Origin of the sequence: Variovorax sp. OK605 (genome assembly GCF_900115445.1) — a bacterium.
Lineage (GTDB): Bacteria > Pseudomonadota > Gammaproteobacteria > Burkholderiales > Burkholderiaceae_C > Variovorax.
The window spans coordinates 403789-425337 of record NZ_FOWL01000004.1 but is presented as its reverse complement, the minus strand read 5'-3'; the positions used below and the strand labels follow the sequence as shown (position 1 = coordinate 425337).

Annotated in this window: 14 protein-coding genes; 6 read left to right on the top strand and 8 right to left on the bottom strand. The window is 71.2% G+C overall.

Annotated features, from left to right (window positions below; all coding sequences use genetic code 11):
• The first annotated feature begins 17 nt into the window (after window positions 1-17).
• The 3 genes from BM013_RS13430 (at window position 18) to BM013_RS13420 (ending at window position 9054) form a co-directional block, all read left to right on the top strand.
• Complete coding sequence (locus tag BM013_RS13430; protein ID WP_093127715.1) at window positions 18-1526, top strand: CoA-acylating methylmalonate-semialdehyde dehydrogenase; 1509 nt, start codon at window positions 18-20, stop codon at window positions 1524-1526.
• 170 nt (window positions 1527-1696) lie between these two features.
• On the top strand, window positions 1697-7411 hold the full coding sequence (locus tag BM013_RS13425; RefSeq protein ID WP_093127713.1) for an alpha-2-macroglobulin family protein: 5715 nt from the start codon (window positions 1697-1699) through the stop codon (window positions 7409-7411).
• An 8-nt stretch (window positions 7412-7419) separates the two neighbouring features.
• Window positions 7420-9054, top strand: a complete 1635-nt coding sequence (locus BM013_RS13420) for a GMC family oxidoreductase (RefSeq protein WP_093127710.1) — start codon at window positions 7420-7422, stop codon at window positions 9052-9054.
• Between the two features lie 7 nt (window positions 9055-9061).
• Here the strand turns inward: BM013_RS13420 and BM013_RS13415 are convergent, their stop codons facing one another.
• Together BM013_RS13415 and BM013_RS13410 are read right to left on the bottom strand one after the other, a co-directional pair.
• Entirely contained in the window at window positions 9062-9472 is a 411-nt protein-coding gene (locus BM013_RS13415) for a cupin domain-containing protein (protein WP_093127708.1), read from the bottom strand.
• Between the two features lie 22 nt (window positions 9473-9494).
• Window positions 9495-10370, bottom strand: coding sequence for an AraC family transcriptional regulator (locus BM013_RS13410; protein WP_093127705.1), 876 nt, complete (start codon window positions 10368-10370; stop codon window positions 9495-9497).
• 437 nt (window positions 10371-10807) lie between these two features.
• Here BM013_RS13410 and BM013_RS13405 point away from each other — a divergent pair, with 437 nt between their 5' ends.
• Complete coding sequence (locus BM013_RS13405) at window positions 10808-11638, top strand: alpha/beta fold hydrolase (RefSeq protein ID WP_093127703.1); 831 nt, start codon at window positions 10808-10810, stop codon at window positions 11636-11638.
• A gap of 13 nt (window positions 11639-11651) precedes the next feature.
• Here BM013_RS13405 and tetR read toward each other — a convergent pair whose 3' ends face one another.
• Window positions 11652-12332 carry a tetracycline resistance transcriptional repressor TetR gene (gene tetR, locus BM013_RS13400; RefSeq protein WP_093127701.1) on the bottom strand — a complete coding sequence of 227 codons (681 nt, stop codon included), beginning with the start codon at window positions 12330-12332 and terminating at the stop codon, window positions 11652-11654.
• Between the two features lie 104 nt (window positions 12333-12436).
• Here tetR and tet point away from each other — a divergent pair, with 104 nt between their 5' ends.
• Both tet and BM013_RS13385 read left to right on the top strand, forming a co-directional pair.
• Window positions 12437-13663: a Tet(A)/Tet(B)/Tet(C) family tetracycline efflux MFS transporter gene (gene tet, locus BM013_RS13395; protein WP_093127698.1), complete on the top strand. Its 1227-nt coding sequence runs from the start codon at window positions 12437-12439 to the stop codon at window positions 13661-13663.
• 191 nt (window positions 13664-13854) lie between these two features.
• Window positions 13855-16647 (top strand): glycoside hydrolase family 19 protein, encoded by a 2793-nt coding sequence (locus tag BM013_RS13385; RefSeq protein ID WP_218153657.1) that lies wholly within the window; start codon window positions 13855-13857, stop codon window positions 16645-16647.
• A gap of 53 nt (window positions 16648-16700) precedes the next feature.
• Here BM013_RS13385 and BM013_RS13380 read toward each other — a convergent pair whose 3' ends face one another.
• From BM013_RS13380 to BM013_RS13360, 5 genes are all read right to left on the bottom strand, one after another.
• Window positions 16701-17753, bottom strand: coding sequence for an ABC transporter substrate-binding protein (locus BM013_RS13380; RefSeq protein ID WP_093128111.1), 1053 nt, complete (start codon window positions 17751-17753; stop codon window positions 16701-16703).
• Window positions 17754-17774: 21 nt separating this feature from the next.
• Window positions 17775-18956, bottom strand: a complete 1182-nt coding sequence (locus BM013_RS13375) for an NAD(P)/FAD-dependent oxidoreductase (RefSeq protein WP_093127693.1) — start codon at window positions 18954-18956, stop codon at window positions 17775-17777.
• A 91-nt stretch (window positions 18957-19047) separates the two neighbouring features.
• Window positions 19048-20451 (bottom strand): NAD(P)/FAD-dependent oxidoreductase, encoded by a 1404-nt coding sequence (locus tag BM013_RS13370; protein WP_093127691.1) that lies wholly within the window; start codon window positions 20449-20451, stop codon window positions 19048-19050.
• Window positions 20448-20753, bottom strand: a complete 306-nt coding sequence (locus tag BM013_RS13365; protein WP_093127688.1) for a (2Fe-2S)-binding protein — start codon at window positions 20751-20753, stop codon at window positions 20448-20450. Before BM013_RS13365 ends, BM013_RS13370 begins: the two co-directional genes overlap by 4 nt.
• On the bottom strand, window positions 20754-21548 hold the full coding sequence (locus BM013_RS13360) for an ABC transporter permease (RefSeq protein WP_093127686.1): 795 nt from the start codon (window positions 21546-21548) through the stop codon (window positions 20754-20756). It abuts the gene before it with no gap.
• Window position 21549: the final 1 nt, after the last annotated feature.

Below are 21549 nucleotides of genomic sequence, written 5' to 3'. Positions count from 1 at the left end.
CTGCGAGAGCCCTTCTCATGTCCACCTCCATCGACCATTTCATCGCCGGCAAGCCCGCCGCCAACACCTCCGGCCGCACGCAGGACGTGACCAACCCCGCCACCGGCGCGGTCACCGGCAAGGCCGGCCTGGCCGATGCCGCGCAGGTCGCCACCGCGGTGGCCGCCGCGCAGGCCGCCTTCCCGGCCTGGGCGGACACGCCGCCCATCCGCCGCGCGCGCGTCATGTTCAAGTTCCTGCAGCTGCTCAACGAGCACAAGGACGAACTGGCCCACCTCATCACCGCCGAGCACGGCAAGGTCTTCACCGACGCGCAGGGCGAAGTCAGCCGCGGCATCGACATCGTCGAGTTCGCCTGCGGCATTCCGCAGCTGCTCAAGGGCGACTTCACCGACCAGGTCTCCACCGGCATCGACAACTGGACGCTGCGCCAGCCGCTGGGCGTGGTCGCCGGCATCACGCCGTTCAACTTCCCGGTGATGGTGCCGATGTGGATGTTCCCGGTGGCCATTGCCGCGGGCAACACCTTCGTGCTCAAGCCCAGCCCGACCGACCCGAGCGCCTCGCTGCGCATGGCCGAGCTGCTGAAGGAAGCCGGCCTGCCCGACGGCGTGTTCAACGTGGTGCAGGGCGACAAGGTCGCCGTCGACGCGCTGCTCGAGCACCCCGACGTGAAGGCCATCAGCTTCGTGGGCTCCACGCCCATCGCCAACTACATCTACGAAACCGGCGCGCGCCACGGCAAGCGCGTGCAGGCCCTGGGCGGCGCGAAGAACCACATGGTGGTGCTGCCCGACGCCGACATCGACCAGACCGTGGACGCCCTCATCGGCGCGGGCTACGGCTCGGCCGGCGAACGCTGCATGGCCATTTCGGTGGCGGTGCTGGTGGGCGACGTGGCCGACAAGATCATTCCCAAGCTGGTCGAGCGCACTCGTGCGCTGCAGGTGCTCAACGGCACCAACCTCGCCGCCGAGATGGGCCCGATCGTCACGCGTGCCGCGCACGAGCGCATCACGGGCTACATCGACCTGGGCGAGAAGGAAGGCGCGAAGCTGCTGGTCGACGGCCGCGGCTTCGACGGCAGCAAGGCCGGCGAAGGCTGCGGCGACGGCTTCTGGATGGGCGGCACGCTGTTCGACCACGTCACGCCCGAGATGCGCATCTACAAGGAAGAGATCTTCGGCCCGGTGCTCGGCTGCGTGCGCGTGGCCAACTTCAAGGACGCCGTCGACCTCGTCAACGCGCATGAATTCGGCAACGGCGTGAGCTGCTTCACCCGCGACGGCAACGTGGCGCGCGAGTTCAGCCGCCGCATCCAGGTGGGCATGGTCGGCATCAACGTGCCGATTCCCGTGCCCATGGCCTGGCACGGCTTCGGCGGCTGGAAGCGCTCGCTGTTCGGCGACATGCACGCCTACGGCGAAGAGGGCGTGCGCTTCTACACGAAGCAGAAGTCGGTCATGCAGCGCTGGCCCGAGAGCATCGGCAAGGGCGCCGAGTTCGTGATGCCCACGGCGAAGTAAGCCAGGCCCGTCCGCTTGCGCGGCCCCCGGACCCGGTGCAGTGCCGGGCCGGGTTTTCCTTTCTCCTGCGGTTCTGAAGTTTTTCTTTCGTAGAGTTCGCAATGAACAGTTAGAAACATGGACGCCTTTTAGGTCCAATTCCAGAACACCCAGAGAGGAGCGAGGAGACGATGGCCGCGAACCGCACGAAGAACAAGACTTTCCCCCTGCCTGCCGGCGGCGCGCCGTGGCGCCTGCTGGCCCTTGCGACCGCGTTCGCCGCGGCGTTCGCGGCGCCGCCGCTGCACGCGGCCGGCGTGCTGGGCGTGAGCCCTCAAGGCGAGGCGCGCGACGTGCGGCAGGTGTCGGTGCGCTTCGACGCCGACATGGTGCCCCTCGGCCAGAGCGACGGCGCCGAGCCCGCCACGCTCCAATGTTCCCCCCAGACCCCCGAAGGCCGCGCGCGCTGGATCGGCCCGCGCGCCTGGGCCTTCGAGTTCGCGAAGGACGTGCGCGGCGGCACGCGCTGCAACGTCGTCTTCAAGCCCGGCCTCAAGACATTGGCGGGCGACGCGGTGACCCCGCCGCCCGCGGCCAGCTTCGTTGCCGGCCCCTACGGTTTCTTTGCCTCCTACCCCGGTGAGGGCGCGGAAGTCGCGCCCGACCAGGTCTTCCTGCTGCAGCACATCGACCCGCAGCCGACCGGCGATCCGCAGGCGCTGGCCGCGGGCTTCAGCTGCGAGCAGCGCGACGGCGACAAGGTGCTGCGCCAGCCCGCGGTGGCCGTCACCGGCGATGCATTGGCGGTGGCCGTGCGCGCCGCGCCGAAGGGCACTTCGTATGCGCTCGGGCTGCGTTGCGCGCAGCCGCTGCCCGAAGGCGCGCAGCTTCGCCTGAGCCAGGCGGGCGCCGGCAACGCCGAGCCGAAGCGCTTCAACTACACCGTGCGCCCCCGCTTCACGGCCCAGCTCTCCTGCACGGTGCTCGACTACCCGGCGGGCCAGAAGGCCTGCGACCCGCGCCAGCCGGTCATGCTGAACTTCTCGGGCGGCATCGGTCCGGCCCGCGCCGGCATGTTCCGGCTGACCGACGCGTCGGGCGCGGAGCTGCCGTTCGACGTCGTCGACCGGTGGCGCCGCGACGAGGTGCGCCAACTGCAGGTGCCGCCCGCGAAGAACGGCTTCGGCGAAGGCACCCGGTTCACCGTGCGGCTGCCCGAGGATTTCCGCGACGTGCTCGGCCGGCCGCTGGCCAATGCGGCGGAGTTTCCGAAGACCGTCGAGTTCGCGCGCCTGCCGCCGTACCTCGGCGTGGCCAACCCGTTGGCGGTGATGCCGTGGCAACCTGGCAAGTCCGAGGCGGTGGCCGCCTTCGCGGTGCGCCACGCCGAGAAGTCGCTGCCGCTGCGGCAATGGCGCCTGGGCGGCGAGATGGGCGCGGGCATCGAGGCCTATGCCATCGAGTTGCTGCAAGGCCAGCAGGACGGCCAGTGGCCCTCCGACCAGCTGAACACCAGGGCCGGCGCGCCCCGCACCTCGACGCTCGACACCCGCGGCGGCGCGATGGAATTCGTCGGCGTGCCGCTCACCGCGCCCGGCCTGCATGTGGTGCGCGCCGACAGCGCCGCGTTCGCGCAGTACATCGACACGCGCCCGCTGCCCGCCGGCCAGGCGCGCGACACCGCGCCGCGCCAGCGCTATGCGGTGGTGCAGGCCACCAACCTCAACCCCGGCGCCAGCTTCAGCGACGGCGGCGCGTCGGTGATCTGGGTCACCGCCTTCGACAGCGCGAAGCCCGTGGCCGGTGCCGACGTGGCCGTGTACGCGTGCAACCGCGAGCTGCTCTGGCGCGGCAAGACCGATGCGCAGGGCCTGGCGCGGCCCGGCGAAGCCCTGCGCGGCAAGCTCGCGTGCCGCTACGACAGCGCGCGCCCCGTGGCGCCGCGCTTCGGCGGCGGTGGCGGCAACAACAGCCCCTGGGTGGTGGTGCGCGCCGGCGACGACATGGCGCTGATGCAGGTCTCGCCCGGGTGGAACGGCTTCTACGCCGGGCGCAGCGCGCAGAACGTCCGCGCCCACACCGTGCTCGACCGCACCCTGTTCAAGGCCGGCGAAACGGTCAGCATGCAGCACGTGGTGCGGCTGCTCGAAAGCCGCGGCTTCGCGCTGCCGCCGGCGGGCACGCTCGACGTGGAGATCCGCTACGGCTGGAGCGACAAGGTGCACACCGCGAGCGTGCCGCTGGGCGCCGACGGCAGCGCCTCGCACCAGTGGACGATTCCCGTCGCCGCCAGGCTCGGCGTCTACACGGCGGCGGTGTCGCAGGGCGGGCGGCAGCTGGCCAGCACGCAGTTCCAGGTCGAGGAGTTCCGCACGCCGGTGTTCGACAGCGAGCTGCGCGCCAGGGCGCTGTGGGAGCGCGATGCGCAGCTCGCGGTGGTCGATGCGCGGCTGAGCTACTTCGCGGGCGGCGCGGCCGCCGGCCTGCCGGTGACCGTGCAGCAGGGCTGGACGCGCGACGTGCAGGGCCCGCGCCCCGGCTACACCTTCTACGAGGAAGACGCCGATGCCGCGCTGACCACGCCGCCGGCCATCGCGGTGCAATCCACGAAGCTCGACGCCGCCGGCAAGGCGCAGCTGCGGCTCAAGGCGCCGCCGCTGGAGCGGCCGATGCTGCTGCAGACCGAACTCAAGTTCCAGGACCCGAACGGCGAGACGCAGACGGTGGGCGCCGGCACCATGCTGTGGCCCGACCGCATGAAGCTCGGGCTGCGCATGCGCGCGAAGGACCGCGACCGGGCGCAGGCCGTGGAAGGCATCGCGCTCGACGACAAGGACCGGCCGCTGGCCGACGAGCCCGTCACCGTGCGCGTCAAGCCGGTGCAGCGCGACTGGAACAGCGGCCGCCAGCGCTTCACCGACCTCGGCCCCGAGGTGGACGTGTGCAGCACCCGCACCGACGCGCAGGGCCAGTGGTCGTGCGAATGGCAATTGCCCGCAGCCCAGGAACACAAGCAGGTGAGCGAGCTGTGGCTGTTCAACGCCAGCGCCGCCAGCCTGAAGCACAGCCGCGCCGTCGTGCGCACGGCCATGCTGCAGTACCGCTGGGCGCTGGGCTGGCAGGAGGCCGCGGCGCGCTCCGCGCTGAAGCTGGAGAACGGGCCGTCGTACGGGCCCGGCGACACGGCGCTCGTCGTCGCGCGCCCCGAGCGCCTGCCGGCGTACCTGCTGCTCACCACCGAGCGCGAAGGCGTCATTGCCGCCAGCGTGCATGCGCTCGGCGCGATGGAGCAGCGCATCGACCTGCCGCTCACCGCGCAGCACGCGCCCAACGTGCACCTGGCCGCGCGCTATGTGTACCCGCTGCAGGGCGCCGGCAAGGACGAGCCCATCGCCAGCACGCAACGCGCCGACGTGCCGGTGCGCCCCGAGGCCTGGACGCTGTCGGTCGGCGTGCGGCCCACGGCCGCCGTGGCGCGGCCGCGCTCTCAGGTGCCGATGGAAGTCACGGTGCGCGACGCCGCCGGCCAACCCTTGGCCGACGCGCGCGTCACGCTGGTGGCGGTCGACCAGGCCCTGCTGGCGCTCAAGCCCAACGACACCTGGTCGCTGGCCAAGGTCATGTTCGCGGCGCGCGGCAACGCCGTGACCAGCACGGCGCTCGACGCCCGGCTGCTGCGCCGCGTCGAGACCGGTCCGCAGCCGCAGCACCAGCCCAACGACGAGGCCGACCGCGGCGCGTTCGGCGCCGTGCCGGCACCGGCCGCCGTTGCAGCGATGCGCGTCGCCAAGCCCGGTGGCGGGGCCGACGAACCGCCCCCGCCGCGCAGCGACCTGTCTTCGCTGGTCCTCTGGCGCACCGACCTGCGCACAGACGCCCGGGGCATCGCCCGCGTCACCGTGCCGCTGAACGACGCGCTCACGCAGTTCCGCATCGTCGCCATCGCCAGCGCGGGCGAGGCGCAGTTCGGCCAGGGCGAGACCACGATCACCAGCACCCAGCCGCTGCAGATCTTCAGCGGCCTGCCCGAGCTGCTGCGCGCGGACGACGCCATCGTGCAGAAGCTCAGCCTGCGCAACACCGGCGCCGGTCCGCTGGCCGTGGTGCTCAAGGCCGAAGCGGCCGTCGAGCCCGACGGCGACTGGCCGGGCGCGCGCGACGTGGTGCCCGCCGACGCGCTGGCCGCGCGCGGCCTGAAGATCGAACGCCGCGTGCAGCTCGCGCCCGGCCAGACGCAGGAAGTGCTGTGGCCCGTGGCCGTGCCCGCGGGTGCCGGCATGCTGCGCTGGCGCATCGGCGCGCAGGGCGGTGGCGAACGCGACGCGCTGGAGATCGCCCAACGCGTGGTGCCCGCGCTGGCCGCCACCGTGCGGCAATCGACGCTGCTGGCGGTGGCCGACGCCGGTGCCGTGCCCGTCGTGCAGCCGCGCGACGCGGTGCCGCTCACCGGCGGCGTGCGCGTCGCGCTGCAGTCCAGCCTGGTCGACGCCGCGCTGGCCGAGTCGATGCGCTGGATGGCGCAGTACCCGTACATGTGCCTCGAGCAGCAGAGCTCGCGCTTCGTCTCGCTCGACGACCGCGCGGGCTGGGACAAGCTCATGGCCGAGCTGCCGAAGTACCTCGACGGCAAGGGCCTGGCGCGCTACTTCCCGGAGGCCACCTTGGCAGGCAGCGAGATGCTCACCGTGCAGCTGCTCGACCTGGCCCGCGCCAAGGACTGGCCGGTGCCCGAGGCGCAGCGCGGCCGCATGCTCGACGCGCTCGACGCCCTGCTGCAGGGCCGCCTGGGCGCGCAGGACTGGGCGCCGCGCAACGACCTCGAGCCGCAGCAGCTCGCCGCGCAGGCCACGCTGGTGGAGCATGGACGCGCGAAGATCGTGGTGCGGCCGAAGGCGCTCGACGCGCTCTCGGCCCAGTCGCTGGTCGACTGGTCGCGCACGCTCATGGCCATGCCCGCCGGCGCCGAACGCGACGCCGCACTGCAGCAGGCCGGCGCGCAGCTGCGCAGCCGCTTCGACGTGCAGGGCACGCGGCTGCGCTGGCGCGACGAGTCGGCGCTGCACTGGTGGTGGTTCATGTGGAGCGGCGACAGCACCGCCGCGCGCATGGCGCTGCTGGCGCAGAAGTGGGCCGAGACCGACGCGGCCTGGAAGGCCGACGCACCGCTCATCACGCAGGGCCTGGTCGGCCGGCAGAACGCGGGCCGCTGGGGCACCACCACCGGCAACGCCTGGAGCACGGTGGCGCTGCGCCGCTTCCAGCAGCAGTTCGAGGCCGGTCCGGTCGACGGCGCCACGCGCGCCACGCTGGGCCGCACCACGCGCGATGCCGCATGGGCCGACGCCAAGGCGCCGGGCATGCTGCTGCCGTGGCCCGCACAAGCGGCGCAGGGCACGCTGCAGCTTCGCCACGAAGGCAACGGCAAGCCCTGGGCCACCGTCAGCACGCTGGCCGCTGTGCGCAACGCGCAGCCCGTGGCCAACGGCCTCGTGGTGCGCCGCAGCGTCACGCCGGTGGAGCAGAAGCGCAAGGGCCAGTGGTCGGTGGGCGATGTCTACCGCGTGCGGCTCGACCTCGAATCCACCGCCGAGCAGACCTGGGTGGTGGTGCGCGACGCCGTGCCTTCGGGTGCCAGCCAGCTCGGGCGCGGCCTGGGCCGCGAAAGCAAGCTCGCGCAGCGCGACGAAAGCGGCGCGGGCTGGGCCTGGCCCAGCTACATCGAGCGCGCCACCGACAGCTACCGTGCCTACTTCCGCTACGTGCCGCGCGGCAACTGGCGCGTGGAGTACACCGTGCGGCTGAACAACGCGGGCGAGTTCAAGCTGCCGCCGGTGCGCGCCGAGGCCATGTACGCACCCGAAGTTTTCGGCGAGGGCACCGCCCAGACCATGACCGTGAAACCCTGAGAAAAAAGATGAGAGACAACGACAACACCTTCGACTACATCATCATCGGCGCCGGCACCGCGGGCTCGCTCATGGCCAACCGGCTGAGCGCCGACAAGCACAAGCGCGTGCTGCTGATCGAGGCGGGCCGCAAGGACGACTACCACTGGATCCACATCCCGGTGGGCTACCTGTACTGCATCGGCAACCCGCGCACCGACTGGCTCTACAGCACCGAGCCCGACGCGGGCCTGAACGGCCGCGTGCTGCGCTATCCGCGCGGCAAGACGCTGGGCGGCAGCTCGAGCATCAACGGCATGATCTACATGCGCGGCCAGTCGCGCGACTACGAGCACTGGGCCGACGTGACCGGCGACGAAGGCTGGCGCTGGCAGAACGTGCTGCCGGCCTTCAAGAAGCACGAAGACCACTACCTGGGCGCCAACGAGATGCACGGCGCGGGCGGCGAATGGCGGGTGGAAAAGCAGCGCCTGCGCTGGGACATCCTCGACGCCTTCGCCGAGGCCGCGGTGCAGGCCGGCGTGCCGCACTCCACCGATTTCAACCGCGGCAGCAACGAGGGCGTGGGCTACTTCCAGGTCAACCAGAAGAACGGCTGGCGCTGGAACACCGCCAAGGCCTTCCTGCGCCCGACCTGCTACGGCCGGCCCAACTTCGAGCTGTGGACCGGCGCGCAGGTCTCGCGCCTGCTGTTCGAGACCCTGCCCGACGGCACGCGCCGCTGCACCGGCGCCGAGGTGTGGAACGGCACCGAGATGACCACCGCCACCGCCTCGCGCGAGGTGGTGCTGAGCGCGGGCGCCATCGGCTCGCCGCAGATCCTGCAGCTCTCGGGCGTGGGCCCTGCCGAGTTGCTGCGCCAGCACGGCATCGACGTGGTGCTCGACGCGCCGGGCGTGGGCGCCAACCTGCAGGACCACCTGCAGATTCGTGCTGTCTACAAGATCGACGGCGCCCCCACGCTCAACGTGATGGCCTCGTCGATGGTGGGCAAGGCGAAGATCGGCCTCGAATACCTGCTCAAGCGCAGCGGCCCGATGAGCATGGCGCCCTCGCAGCTCGGCGCCTTCACGCGCAGCTCGCCCGAGTGCGAGTGGCCCAATCTGCAGTACCACGTGCAGCCGCTGTCGCTCGACGCCTTCGGCGATCCGCTGCACAGCTTCCCGGCCTTCACCGCGAGCGTGTGCAACCTCAACCCAACCAGCCGGGGCTCGGTGCGCATCAAGAGCAAGCGCTTCGAAGACGCGCCGGCCATCGCGCCCAACTACCTGAGCACCGACGAAGACCGCAAGGTGGCGGCCGACTCGCTGCGCGTGACGCGCCGCATCGCCGAGCAGCCCGCGCTGGCCAAATACAAGCCGCAGGAATGGAAGCCCGGCGTGCAGTACCAGACCGACGAAGACCTGGCGCGGCTGGCCGGCGACATCGCCACCACCATCTTCCATCCGGTGGGCACGACCCGGATGGGCGCCGATGCCGACCCGATGGCGGTGCTCGATTCGCGCCTGCGCGTGCGCGGCGTGCACGGCCTGCGCGTGGTCGATGCGGGCGCGATGCCTACCATCACCAGCGGCAACACCAACAGCCCGACCTTGATGATGGCCGAGAAGGCCGCGGGCTGGATCGTCGAAGACAACCGCTGAGCCCGCGTCAGATCCACACGTCGTTCGCTCGGGTGCGGTCGCTTTCCGCGTCGCCGGTGTTGACCACGCCGCGCGGCTCCACCAGCAGGACGTGCGTTTCGCCGCTCGCGAACGGCTTGTGTTCCACGCCCTTGGGCACCACGAACATCTCGCCGGTGCGCAGCGTGACGGCGCCGTCGCGGAAATCGATCCGCAGTTCGCCGGCCACGACGAGGAAGCACTCGTCGGTGTCGGCGTGGCTGTGCCACACGAAGTCGCCCTGCAGCTTGGCGATCTTGAACTGGTAGTCGTTCATCTCGGCGACGACGCGCTGCGACCAGTGTTCGTGCAGCAGCGACAGCTTGTGGGCGAGGTTGACGCTGGCGTAGGTGCGGGCAGCAGGCGTGGGGATGGTGTGGACGGTGTGGGTCGGTGTCATGGCGCTTGGCGGTCCTGAAGATTCAATCGAACCGCACTCTAGAAGGCCCTCCACCGGTCGTCTTGAACGATCGTGCGTCGTTCGTGAGGTCGTGCCCGGCCCTGAAGATGCGCAGCCACCGCGCCGGTGTCACGCCGAAGGCCTCCGCGAACTGCCGCGTCATGTGGCTCTGGTCGGCGAACCCCGCCAGGGCCGCGCAATCGGCCAGCGGCCGGCCCGCCAGCATGTGGCCGCGGGCGCGGTCGAGCCGGCGCAGCGTGACGTAGCGGTAGGGGCTCGTGCCGAAGAAGGCGCGAAAGTCGCGCGAGAGGCTCCAGCGGTCACGCCCCGCTGCCGCGGCGAGCGCGTCCAGCGTGACGACGCGATCGGGCTCGTCGTGGATGAATTCGCGCGCGATCCGTGCCGCGCGAAAGTCGCCTGCCACCTTGCGTGCAGGCGACCCGGCGGCGGCCTGCAAGGCGAGGGCCAGCGAAAGCACCGCATCGTCTTCCTCGAGCGCCTCCAGCGGGGAGTCCAGGTGGTCCAGCAGCGCCCGCGCCGCGTGGGCGAGGCGCGCGTCGGTGGACACGCCGCCCGTGACAAAGGGCAAGGCCACACCGCCCAGCGCCTGCTGCAGCCGTGCCGGCTCCACGTACAGCATCCGGTAGCGAAAGCCTTCGTCCGTGCCGGCGTGGCCGTCGTGCACTTCGTCGGGATGCAGCACGACCGTGTTGCCGGCCAGGCTGTGGCGCAGCGAGGCGCGGTAGGTGAACGACTGCACGCCGGCCATGGTGCAGCCGATGGCGTAGGTGTCGTGGCGGTGCAGGGCGTACGCGTCGCCCTGGAAGAAGGCCTCGATGCGCTCCAGGCCGCCGTTGCCGGCGCCGCGCAGCAACCAGTCCGACGGCGGCGGGCTCATGGCGCGGCCTGCCCGCCGCGGCGGGCGGAGGAGTCCGTCCGGCGGAACGGGGCAGCGGAATGGCGCGTCATGGGGGTTGCGGCTGAGGGTGGAAGAACGGCGACTCTAGACCGGCCCGCACCGCGCGTCGAGCGCCGGTGAGAACGTGAAAGGCACCGGCATTTTGTTCAAGATGCGCCGCGCCGTTTGGCCGACAGTCTCGTGCCCGGCGCAGCAATTCCGCGTTCGCCGGCGCACAACCCAGCCAGGAAAGAAGCATGTCCGACACCCACACGACCCCCGAGACCGGCACGGCAGACACGACAGGTGCATCGCGGCGCCGTATTCTGGCGGGTGCGGCCGGCATCGTGTCCGCGTCCGCCTTCGGTACTTCAACAGCGGCTGCAGCGCCCAAACACGCGGCGCCACCGGTTCCCAACCACTTGAAAGGATCTCCCATGAGCTTTGTCACCACCAAGGACGGCGCGAACATCTTCTACAAGGACTGGGGACCGCGCAACGCGCAGCCCATCGTCTTTCACCACGGCTGGCCGCTGAGCGCGGACGACTGGGACACGCAGATGCTGTTCTTCGTCGGCAAGGGCTACCGCGTGATCGCGCACGACCGCCGCGGCCACGGCCGCTCCTCGCAGACCGCGGACGGACACGAGATGGACACCTACGCGGCGGACGTCGCCGCACTGACCGACGCCCTGGACCTGAAGAACGCCGTGCACATCGGCCATTCGACGGGCGGCGGCGAAGTGGCGCGCTATGTGGCCCGCGCCAAGCCGGGCCGCGTGGCCAAGGCGGTGCTGGTGAGCGCCGTGCCGCCCATCATGCTGAAGACGCCGGCCAACCCCGGCGGCCTGCCGCTGGAGGTGTTCGACGGCTTCAGGGCCGCGCTCGCGGCCAACCGCGCGCAGTTCTTCATCGACGTGCCCACCGGCCCGTTCTACGGCTTCAACCGGCCGGGCGCGAAGGTCTCGCAGGGCCTGATCGACCGCTGGTGGCTGCAGGGGATGATGGGCGCGGCCAACGCGCACTACGAGTGCATCAAGGCGTTCTCGGAGACCGACTTCACCGAAGACCTGAAGAAGATCGACGTGCCCGTGCTCGTGATGCACGGCACCGACGACCAGGTCGTGCCCTATGCGGACTCGGGCCCGCTGTCGGCCAAGCTGCTCAAGCACGGCACGCTCAAGAGCTACGACGGCTACCCGCACGGCATGCTGTCCACGCACGCGGACGTGATCAACCCCGACCTGCTGGCCTTCGTGAAGGGCTGAGGCCGAGCCGCCTTCAGCGGCGCGGCGCGGGGCTGCGCCGCTTGGGGGCGGGTGGGGTAGGGGCGGGCGCCTCGGGCGAGTCCTCTGCCAGGCGCGCCTTCGCGCCTTCGAGCATCAGGTCCACGCCGATCTCGAACAGCGCGTCGGGCCCGGCCCGGCGGTAGCTGGCGAACGCCTCCGCCAGCAGCGGGCGCGAGGCCGCGGCGGCATCGAGCGCCTGCTGCTGCGCGGCCGCGTCGGGCGGCGTGGCCTGTTGCTCGAGCACGCAGCCCACCGTGTAGCGGCCCAGCGCGATCAGCAGCGTCATCGCCTGCACCACGGGCACGCCCAAGCCGACCACGGCCGCGATCTGGGCCTCGACCATGTCGAGGTCGCCCGGGTCGGGCTCGGAGCCGGCATGCAGCCGCGCGCCGTCGCGCCGCGCCAGCAGCGCGCGGCGAAAGCTGCGCGCGTTCTCGCGCAGGAACGCGTCCCAGGTCTCGCCGGGCAACGGCAGCTTGCGCTCGTGCGCGCGGTGCAGGATCTCGCCGTTCATCGCGTCGAGCAGCGCGCGCTTGTTGCGGAAATGCCAGTACAGCGCGGGCTGCTGTACGCCGAGCCGCTCGGCCAGGAGCCGGGTGCTGAGCTTGTCCATGCCGACCTCGTCGAGCAGCGCGAGCGCCGCCTCGAGGATCGTTTCGCGGTCCAGTTTCATGCCGATGTAGGTGTGCCGATGGGTGTGCCGGAGTGGATGGTGCGGACGGTGACGTGCGCGGGTGCTTCACACGCCAGAATTTATCGCTGATAATTTCCTTATCAATGATAAATTTCAACGATTCCCCACCCGCTCCGGCGAGCAGCAGCCGCCACGCGCACGCCGTGATCCTGGCGATTGTCACGCTCGACGCCGTCGGCATCAGCCTGGTCATGCCGATCGTGCCGGGCCTGCTGCGCGAGGTCGGCCACACCGGCGACCTCGGCTGGCGCTTCGGCGCCTTCCTCTCGCTCTACGCGCTGATGCAGTTCCTCTGCGCGCCCGTGCTCGGCGCGCTCAGCGACCGCTTCGGCCGCCGGCCGGTGCTGCTCGTCTCGGTGGCGGGCGCGGCCATCGACGCGCTCTTCATGGCCTTCGCGCCCTCGCTGTGGATGCTGTTCGTGGGCCGCGCCGTCGCGGGCATGACCGGCGCGAGCATGGCGGTGGCCTCGGCCGCCATTGCCGACCTCACGCCCGAGCACCAGCGCGCGCGCTGGTTCGGCCGCATGGGCGCGTGCTTCGGGCTGGGCTTCATCGCCGGGCCGGCGATCGGCGGCGTGCTCGGCGACCACGGCGTGCGGCTGCCCTTCGTCGCGGCCGCGGTGCTCAACGGCCTGACCTTCCTGGCGGGCCTGCTGCTGCTGCGCGAGTCGCGCCCGCCGGCGCTCGTGGCGCAGCCCTTCGACCGCGGCGTGCTGCATCCGCTCGCGCCGCTGCGCTGGGCCGCGGGCTTTCCGGCGCTGCTGCCGATGCTCGGCGTGTTCGGGGTGCTGGTGCTGGTGGGCGAGGTCGCCGGCACGACCTGGGTCATCTACGGCGAGGACAAGTTCGCCTGGAACGGCACCATGGTCGGCCTCTCGCTCGCGTGCTTCGGGCTGTTCCATGCGCTGATGCAGGCCTTCGTGGCCGGTCCGGTGGCCGAGCGCTGGGGCGAGCGCGCGACCATCGCCATCGGCACCGCCGCCGACTTCACGGCCTACGCGCTGATCGCCTTCGCCACGCGCGGCTGGATGGCGCTCGCGCTGCTGCCGGTGCTGTGCCTGGGAGGTGTCGCCGCGCCGGCGCTGCGCTCCTCGCTGTCGTCGCGCGTGGGCGAGGACCACCAGGGGCGGCTGCAGGGCGTGCTCGCGAGCATCACCAGCCTGGCCGCGGTGCTCGGGCCGCTGCTGATCAGCCCGCTGTACTTCGCGTACCGCGCCACCTTCCCGGGCATCGTGTGGCTCGCGGGCGCGGCGGTGTACGTGCTGTGCCTGCCGGTGCTGCTGGCGAAGATCGCGCCGCGCGGACCTTGAAGCCCGTGAAGCGCGTGAACCGCGTGAAGGCCGTACGGCCCGTGACGCCCTGAACCGCGGCGCACGAAGCGTTACAGCCGGGCTCCACCTTCGGCATACGCAGTTCGTGGAATTTCTTTCGCCGCCCGCAAGCGGAAAGATGCGCGGGCCGCACAGCTTGCGACACGTCGTCGCCCGAAGGAGCCCTTCCCATGCTGACCGATCTCCAACTTGCGCAGATCATGCGCAACGCCTCGCAGCGCCGCCGCGCGCTGTTCCTGCAGCCGCTCAACGACGCCATGAGCGCGCACGGCATCGACACGCCGTTGCGCATGGCGGCCTTTCTCGCGCAACTGGCGCACGAGTCGGGCGAGCTGCAGTTCATGGAGGAGATCTGGGGGCCGACCGCCGCGCAGAAACGCTACGAGCCGCCCAGCGACCTCGCGCGCAGGCTGGGCAACACGCAGCCCGGCGACGGCCGGCGCTTCAAGGGGCGCGGGCCGATCCAGATCACCGGGCGCGCCAACTACAAGACCTTCGGCGACCTGATGGGGCTGGACCTGGTGGGCAACCCCGACCAGGCCGCGACGCCCGAGGTCGGCTTCTCCATCGCGGGGCTGTTCTGGGAACGCAAGGGCCTCAACGCGCTGGCCGACGCGGGCAACTTCACGGAGGTGACGCAGCGCATCAACGGCGGGCAGAACGGCGCGGCCGACCGCGAGCGCTTCTATGCGGTGGCCAGGCAGGTGCTGGGCGCGAGCGCGCCGGTGCAGGCTTCGGCACGCGCGGGTACAGGTGCCGGTGCAAGTGCCGGTGCAAGTGCCGGCAGGAGCGCCAAGGCCCGCGCCGCCACGGCAGCGGCCGACGCGCTCGAACGCGGCCCCGAGCTGATCGCCCTCGACACGGCGGCGCAGGCCGCGAAAGAACCGGTGGCGGCCAGGCCGTCCACGGGCCGTGCGAAGAAGCGCCCGGCTTCGGCGCAAGCCGGCGCCGCCGCGGATGCGGGCACGCCAAAACGCGTGCTCGACGCGCGCCCCGACACGCTCGACTTTCGCGACCTCATGTACACGCCCACGCTCATCGAGGTGCCCACGCACGTGCCGCTGGGCGACTACATCGACTACGGCGTGCCCATCCTCGACCAGGGCAGCGAAGGCGCGTGCACCGGCTTCGGGCTGGCCACGGTGGCCAACTACCTGCTGCTGCGCCGCCGCGTGATACCCGACAACGTGCCGGTGAGCCCGCGCATGTTCTACGAACTGGCGCGCCGCTACGACGAGTGGCCGGGCGAGAACTACAGCGGCTCCAGCGCGCGCGGCGCGATGAAGGGCTGGCACAAGCACGGCGTGTGTTCCGAGACGCTGTTCCCCTACAAGCCCGCGAAGAAGAGCGACCCGCAGGGCCTGACCGACGCGCGCACCTCCGACGCGCTGCGCCGGCCGCTGGGCGCCTACTTCCGCGTGAACCACAAGGACATCGTGGCCATGCACTCCGCGCTGGCGGAGGTCGGCATCCTGTACGTCACCTGTACCGTGCACGCGGGCTGGAACGCCGTCGGCGCCGACGGCGTCATCACGCAGTCGCCCACCATCACCGGCGGCCATGCCTTCGCCATCGTGGCCTTCGACGACCAGGGCTTCTGGCTGCAGAACTCGTGGGGCGTGGGCTGGGGCCGGCAGGGCTTCGCGCGCATCAGCTACGACGACTGGCTCGAGAACGGCAGCGACACCTGGGTGGCGCGGCTCGGCGCGCCGGTCACGCTGCGCCGGCTTGAGTCGATCGCGGCGGTGCATGCCGCGGCGGCCGCGCAGTCGAACGCCTACTCGTTCGCCGACCTGCGCCCGCACATCGTGAGCGTGGGCAACAACGGCATGCTCAAGGCGGGCGGCGACTACGGCTGCACCGAGGCCGAGCTCGCGCGTATCTTCGAGGACGACATTCCGCGCGTGACCCAGGGCTGGGACAAGCCGCGCATCCTGCTCTACGCGCACGGCGGGCTGGTGAGCGAGCAGGCCGCCACGCAGCGCCTGGCCGAGTACCGCCCGCCGCTGCTGGGCGGCAACGTGTACCCGCTGGCCTTCATCTGGCGCACCGACTACTGGACCACCGTCACCAACATCCTGAAGGACACGGTGAGCCGCCGGCGGCCCGAAGGCGCCCTCGACGCCACCAAGGACTTCATGCTCGACCGGCTGGACGACGCGCTGGAGCCGCTGGCGCGCGTGCTCACGGGCAAGTCGGCGTGGGACGAGATGAAGCAGAACGCACTGGCCACCGGTGGCCCTGGCGGGGCGGCGGTGCTGGTGGCCGACCACCTGAAGGCGCTCGCGCAGAAGCTGCCGGGCCTGGAGATCCACATGGTGGGCCACAGCGCGGGCTCGATCCTGCTCGCGCCGGTGGTCAAGCTGCTCAACGACCGCGGCCTGAAGGTGCAGACCTGCACGCTGTGGGCACCGGCCTGCACGGTGGAACTGTTCCGTTCGGCCTACCTGCCGGCGATGCAGAAGGGCACGCTCGGCAAGATGGCCGTGTTCGCGCTCAGCGACAAGACCGAGCGCGACGACAACTGCGCAAAGATCTACAACAAGTCGCTGCTGTACCTGGTGTCGGCGGCCTTCGAGAAGGAGGCGCGCATTCCGCTGTTCCGCGAGGGCGAGCCCATCCTGGGCATGGAACGCTGGATCGACGCGGACCTGCGCCAGACCTTCCAGAAGCTCGGCGCCGAGCTGGTGCTCGCGCCGAACAACCAGCCGGACGATTCGCAGAGCGCCTCGGGCGCCATGCACCACGGCGACTTCGACGACGACGAGAAGACCGTGATGTCGACCTTCCGCCGCATCGTCGCGGGCGCCAAGGCGCCGAGCCAGGCGTCCGCAAAGGCCCGCGCCATGGCCATGCCGCCGCCCGCGGCCACCGAGCGCGAGGGCGCGACGCCGATGTTCAGGCGCTCCGAGTCGTCGTTGCGCGACCAGCGCACGATCATCGACCTGAAGACCTCGCGCTAGCTGGCGCCCGCAGCGCCCGCAGCGCTCGCCATCGCGCGCTCGGGCGCGCGGGTTCAGCGCTCGATGGTCTTGTTCCAGCGCGCGTTCCACGCGGGCCGGTTCGCGTTGATGCTTTCCCAGTCGATGGTCACGGCCGTCTTCATCCACTTGTTGATGTCGGCCACCTGCGCGGCGCCTTCACCCTCGGCCGGGGTCTTGGGGTTGGTCGGGATCTGCGCGCCGTACTGCAGCACGTTGGCCTGCGCCACCGGGCTCAGCAGGAACTCGGCGAGCTTCTGCGACAGCTCGGGCTCGCTGTTGTTGGCAATCACGCACTGGCCCACCATGAGCACCACCGCGCCTTCCTTGGGCGGCGCGTACTCCACCGGAATGCCCTTGGTCTTCAGCGCCGCCACGGCCGTGGGCGTGAGCGGGAAGATGGCGGCCTCGCCGGTCTGCACCATCTCCGACAGCTTGGCCGAGCTCGGGATGTACTCCAGCACGTTCGGCCCCACCGTGGTGGGCCAGGCCTTGAAGCCGGGTTCCACGTTCTTGTCGTTGCCGCCCTGGATGCGGTTGAACATCAGGAAGCCGTGCAGGCCGAAGGACGAGGACGACATCGACTGGAACACCACCTTGCCCTTGTACTTGGGGTCGGCCAGGTCCATCCACGAGGTGGGCGGTGCCCAGCCCTTTTCCTTGAACATCTTGGCGTTGTAGGCCAGGCCCGTCATGCCCAGGCTCACGCCGCTGGCCATGTCGTCCTTGAAGCGCGCGGCCGGGTAGATCTCGCTGAGCGACTGGCTGGGCTTCTGCTTCTGGCACAGGCCCATGCCGATGGCGCGCACCATGATGCCGTCGTCCAGGAACATCACGTGCATCTGCGGCTTGTCCTTGTTGGCCTGCGCCTTGGCCAGGATGTCGGAGGAGGTGCCCGGCACCACCACCACCTTGGCGCCGTAGGCTTTCTCGAAGGCCGGGAACACGTACTGCGTGTACGCCTTCTCCATGGTGCCGCCGTTCATGCCGATGTAGAGCGTCCTGGTCTGGGCGCTGGCGACGCCGGTGGCTGCGAGCAGCGCGGCGAGAAGGAGGAGGGACGTTGGGGACTTGGCGGTGCGGGACATGGTGATGCTCTCCAATCAAGTTCAGGTGGGGGATGCGGTGGGAACGGCGGAAACCGTGGCGGACAGGGAAACGGGCGGCGTGTCGAAGCGCTCGATGGCGAAGGCGTCGATGGGGGTCTCGGTATGCCCGTCGCGCGCGAGGTCGGCCAGCACCTCGCCGGCGGCCGGGCCGATCTGGAAGCCCGCGCCCGAGAAGCCGAAGCCGTGGAACAGGCCGGGCGTGGTGCGGCTGGGCCCGAGCACCGGCTGGCGGTCGGGCAGGTAGCCCTCGGTGCCGCCCCAGGTGCGGATGATGTGCGCATGGCGCAGCGCGGGCAGCAGCTCCACGGCCTGCTGCGCGAGCAGCGCAATGCCCTCGCGCTCGGCGCGCGCGCGGTCGGGGCCGAGCGTGAGGCCGTTGCCCCCGCCGATCACCAGGTTGCCGCGTTCGACCTGGCGGCAGTAGATGCCGCCGCCCTCCACGCCCAGGCTCCAGTCCATGAAGTGCGCAACCGGTTCGGTCACGGCCATCAGCGGGCTGCGCCAGGTCAGCGGCGGTGTCTCGCCGAACTGGGCGGCAATGGCGCCGGCCCATGCGCCAGCGCAGTTGAGCAGCACGGGGGCCTGCACTTCGAGCGTGCCTTGCGCATGCGCGGCGCGCACCATGAACAGTTCGCCGTCGTGCGCCACCTCTTCGACCTTGTGGCGCTCCAGCACCTGCGCGCCCGCGCGCTGCGCGGCGAGCGCGAAGGCCGGCGACACCAGCCGCGGGTTGGCCTGCCCGTCCTCGAGGCACAGCGAGCCGCCCACCGCGCGCGTGCCGAGCCAGGGGCACTGCGTGCGCAGGCGCGCGGCGGAGATGAGTTCGAGGCCCAGGTCGAAGTCGCTGCTGAGCGCCCGGTAGCGCTCCAGCGAGGCCATGTCGGCTTCGCTGCGCGCGATCTTGAAGTGGCCCGAGCGGATGTACTCGCCGTCGGTGCCCAGCAGCGCGGGCAGCTGGGCCCAGATGCGGTGCGCGCGCTGCGCGAGCGGCAGCTGGCTCACCGGGCGGCCCTGGCGTCGCACGCCGCCAAAGTTCACGCCGCTGGAGCGCGAGCCGCACAGGTCGCGCTCCAGCAGCACCACGGCGGCCCCCATGCGGCGCAGCGCGAGCGCGGCCGAGGCGCCGACGATGCCGCCGCCCACGATGACGACGTCCGTTCGCAGTTTCTGGATCGTGCTCATGCGGGTGCTCCCTGTCTTTCTCCCTCCCCTTCCGGGGGAGGGTTGGGGCCGGGGCAAGACCAGGACCGAAGAACGGTGAACGGGCGGGTGCTCATGTGCCGCTCCCTTCGGCCGGCACGAGCCGGATCGGAATCGGCTTGATCGGCGCCTGCCCGCGCAGCCGGCCGACCTGCTGCAGCGGCTGCTGCGTGGCATGCGCGAGGATCTCGGCCGCGGCCACGCCGCACATGCGGCCCTGGCAGCGGCCCATGCCCACGCGCGACAGCGCCTTGAGCCGGTTCAACTCGTTCGCGCCGTTCACGGCCACGGTCTGGCGCAAGGTGCCCGCGGTCACGTTCTCGCAGCGGCAGACCACGAGGTCGTCGGGTGCGTGCGCGGCCCAGTCCTGCGGCACCGGGAAGGCGCGCTCCAGGCCACGGCGAAAGCCCGTGAGCCGGTCGAGCCGGCGTTCGAGTTGCGCCGCGCGCGCGGTGTCGATCGCGACGCCGTTGTCCGCGAGCAGCGCCAGTGCCGCGCGCTCGCCGGCCCATTCGGCCGCGTCCGCGCCCATGATGCCGGCGCCATCGCCCGCGAGGTACACGCCCGGCACGCTCGCGCGGCCCGCCGCGTCGCGCACCGGCAGGTGCGCGCGGTGCATGGGCGCGTAGTCGAAGCGGCAGCCGAGCAGGTCGGCCAGTTGCGTCTCGGAGCGCAGCGCGTAGCCGAAGCCGATGGCGTCGCAGGCCAGCGTGCGTTCGGCGTTGCCGTCCTGCCAGGCCACCCCGGTCACGCGGCTCTGCGCGTCGTCGCCGAGCACGCGCAACGGCCGCACGCCGCTGTGCAGCGCCACGCCGTGCGCGCGCAGCCAGCCGACGTAGTACACGCCCTTGGCGAACACCGCGGGTTGCGTGAGCATCGCGGGCGTGGCGGCGATCTGGTCCGCAAGGCGCGCGGTGTCGAGCACCGCGGCCACGTCCACGCCGGCCTTCGCATACTGGTAGGCCACCAGGTACAGCAGCGGCCCGGTGCCCATGAACACCACGCGCCGCCCGATGGCGCAGCCCTGGAACTTGAGCGCCACCTGCGCGCCGCCCAGCGTGTAGACGCCGGGCAGCGTCCAGCCCGGCACCGGCAGCACGCGGTCGGTGGCGCCCGTGGCCACGACCAGGTGGCTGTAGGGCACCTGGCGGGTGGCTTGCGTGGGGCCGTGCATCACGTCGAGCTGCCCGTCCTGCGCGTTCCACACGAGGCTGTCGGGCTGGTGCTCGATGCGCCCGCGCAGGCCGTCGAAGGCCGCGTGCAGCGCATCGGCCCGCTTCGACTCGAAGCCGTAGAGCGTCCTCGCGGTGCGCTGCGCCAGGCCCGCGGGCGGGCGGCGGTAGATCTGGCCGCCGGCGCGCGGCGCCTCGTCGATCACCACGGGCCGCAGGCCGTGCGCCACCAGCGTCTGCGCAGCGCGCACGCCGGCCGGGCCGGCACCCACGATCACGGGACGGAGTTCGCTTGCAGCGGTCATGCGCCGTTCTTTCCGGTGACCAGCGCCATGCCGGGCGCGATGAAGGTGGAGCAGGCGCGCAGCCGTTCGCCTTCGTCGGTGGCGATCCAGCAGTCCTGGCAGGCGCCCATCATGCAGAAGCCCGCGCGCGGCAGGCCGCTGAATTCATTGCGCCTCAGCTGGCCGCATTGGGTGAGCACGGCGGTCAGCACGGTGTCGCCGGCCAGGGCGCTGGCCGGTGCGCCGTCGAGCGTGAAGGGCACGGCGTCGCGCCCGGTGGTCTCGGCCACGCGGTGCAGCAAGGCAAGGGAGGTCTTCGTCATCTATCTGCGTCCCACCAGCACGCGGTCCAGGCCGTACACGCGGTCGAGCACGATCATTGCCGCGGCGGTCACCGCCACCATCAGCGCCGACACGGCCGCCATCAGCGGATCGATCGACTCGGTCGCGTACATGTACATGCGCACCGGCAGCGTCACCGTGCTGGGCGAAGTCACGAAGATCGACATCGTCACTTCGTCGAAGCTGTTGATGAACGACAGCAGCCAGCCGCCGGTGACGCCCGGCAGGATCATCGGCAGCGTGATGCGGCGGAACACCGTGGCCTGGCTCGCGCCCAAGGAGAGTGCGGCCTGCTCGGCGCTGCGGTCGAAGCCCACCAGCGCCGCCACCACCAGCCGCAGCGTGTACGGCGTGACGATGAGCGCGTGCGCCATCACCAGCCAGGCGAAGCTGCCCGTGCCGCCGACCAGCGCGAACAGCCGCAGCAGCGCCACGCCCAGCACCAGGTGCGGCACGATCAGCGGCGACAGGAACAGTCCGTTCAGAAAGTCGCGCCCCGGGAACTCGTAGCGCGTGATCGCCATGCCGGCCGGCACCGCCAGCAGCGTGGCGATGGTGGCCGAGCTCAGCGCGAGCCACAGGCTGTTCCAGAATGACTGCATGAAGTCGGGGTGCGCGAACACCGCCTTGAACCAGCGCAGCGAGAAGTGGGTGGTCGGAATGGTCAGCGTGTTCTCGGGCGTGAACGCCACGATGCACACCACCACCAGCGGTGCCAGCATGAAGACGATGACGAGCGCGTTGAACGCGAGCGCGATGGGGCCGTTCTTGTTCATC

Bases quoted from the DNA above. Each gene is read 5' to 3' on its own strand.
- BM013_RS13385 (WP_218153657.1), top strand. From the start codon at position 13,855: ATGCTGACCGATCTCCAACTTGCGCAGATCATGCGCAACGCCTCGCAG.
- tet (WP_093127698.1), top strand. From the start codon at position 12,437: ATGATAAATTTCAACGATTCCCCACCCGCTCCGGCGAGCAGCAGCCGC.
- BM013_RS13365 (WP_093127688.1), bottom strand. From the start codon at position 20,753: ATGACGAAGACCTCCCTTGCCTTGCTGCACCGCGTGGCCGAGACCACC.
- BM013_RS13375 (WP_093127693.1), bottom strand. From the start codon at position 18,956: ATGAGCACGATCCAGAAACTGCGAACGGACGTCGTCATCGTGGGCGGC.
- BM013_RS13380 (WP_093128111.1), bottom strand. From the start codon at position 17,753: ATGTCCCGCACCGCCAAGTCCCCAACGTCCCTCCTCCTTCTCGCCGCG.
- tetR (WP_093127701.1), bottom strand. From the start codon at position 12,332: ATGAAACTGGACCGCGAAACGATCCTCGAGGCGGCGCTCGCGCTGCTC.
- BM013_RS13430 (WP_093127715.1), top strand. From the start codon at position 18: ATGTCCACCTCCATCGACCATTTCATCGCCGGCAAGCCCGCCGCCAAC.
- BM013_RS13425 (WP_093127713.1), top strand. From the start codon at position 1,697: ATGGCCGCGAACCGCACGAAGAACAAGACTTTCCCCCTGCCTGCCGGC.
- BM013_RS13360 (WP_093127686.1), bottom strand. From the start codon at position 21,548: ATGAACAAGAACGGCCCCATCGCGCTCGCGTTCAACGCGCTCGTCATC.
- BM013_RS13370 (WP_093127691.1), bottom strand. From the start codon at position 20,451: ATGACCGCTGCAAGCGAACTCCGTCCCGTGATCGTGGGTGCCGGCCCG.
- BM013_RS13415 (WP_093127708.1), bottom strand. From the start codon at position 9,472: ATGACACCGACCCACACCGTCCACACCATCCCCACGCCTGCTGCCCGC.
- BM013_RS13410 (WP_093127705.1), bottom strand. From the start codon at position 10,370: ATGAGCCCGCCGCCGTCGGACTGGTTGCTGCGCGGCGCCGGCAACGGC.
- BM013_RS13405 (WP_093127703.1), top strand. From the start codon at position 10,808: ATGAGCTTTGTCACCACCAAGGACGGCGCGAACATCTTCTACAAGGAC.
- BM013_RS13420 (WP_093127710.1), top strand. From the start codon at position 7,420: ATGAGAGACAACGACAACACCTTCGACTACATCATCATCGGCGCCGGC.